We start from the raw sequence: 1,068 nt of genomic DNA on the forward strand, positions 1-1,068 counted from the left end.
TTGTCTGACGTCAGTAACCTTGTCGGGCCCATCAGCCAAACAGTCGCTCTACCTCCGGCAAGAAACACGCAACGCTGCACCTAAATGCATTTCGGGGAGAACCAGCTATCACGGAGTTTGATTGGCCTTTCACCCCTACCCACACCTCATCCCCCAGGTTTTCAACCCTGGTGGGTTCGGGCCTCCACGAGGTCTTACCCCCGCTTCACCCTGGACATGGGTAGATCACTCCGCTTCGGGTCCACAGCATGCGACTCCAACGCCCTATTCAGACTCGGTTTCCCTACGGCTACCCCACCCGGGTTAACCTCGCCACACACCATGACTCGCAGGCTCATTCTTCAAAAGGCACGCCATCACAACCCCGAAGGGCAGCTCTGACGGCTTGACAGCACACGGTTTCAGGTACTATTTCACGACCCCTCACCGGGGCACTTTTCACCTTTCCCTCACGGTACTAGTGCACTATCGGTCACCAGGACGTATTTTGGCTTAGCAGGTGGTCCTGCCAGATTCACACGGAATTCCTCGGGCTCCGCGCTACTCGGGGACAGCGTCAACACTAGAACAGAACCTTCACCTACGGGACTCTCACCCACTCCGGTACCGCTTCCCAACGGATTCAGCTAGCTCTGCCCAACATGCTCCGGATCGGCAGACCCGAAAAGACACGCCCCACAACCCCGCACACGCAACGACTGCCGTCTATCACACGCGCACGGTTTAGCCTCTTCCCCGTTCGCTCACCACTACTAGGAGAATCACTGTTGTTTACTCTTCCTACGGGTACTGAGATGTTTCACTTCCCCGCGTCACCACCAACCACCCTATACATTCAGGCGGCGGCAACCCGATACAACTCGGGCTAGGTTTCCCCATTCGGACACCCACGGATCAAAGCTCGGTTGACAGCTCCCCGTGGCCTATCGCGGCCTCCCACGTCCTTCATCGGCGCCTGGTGCCAAGGCATCCACCGTATGCCACTATCACTTGGCCACTACAGATAACAAGATGCTCGCGCACACTATTCACAAATCAAAACACCAACCGCATACCCCAACACCACTC

Annotated in this window: 1 rRNA gene; it reads right to left on the reverse strand. The window is 56.9% G+C overall.

The features are described from left to right. A 23S ribosomal RNA gene (locus BUE45_RS31055) occupies positions 1–997 on the reverse strand; the annotation flags it as partial. Positions 998–1,068 lie beyond the last annotated feature (71 nt).

The sequence above is a fragment of the Nocardiopsis flavescens genome (assembly GCF_900141985.1).
GTDB classification, from domain to species: Bacteria; Actinomycetota; Actinomycetes; order Streptosporangiales; family Streptosporangiaceae; genus Nocardiopsis; species Nocardiopsis flavescens.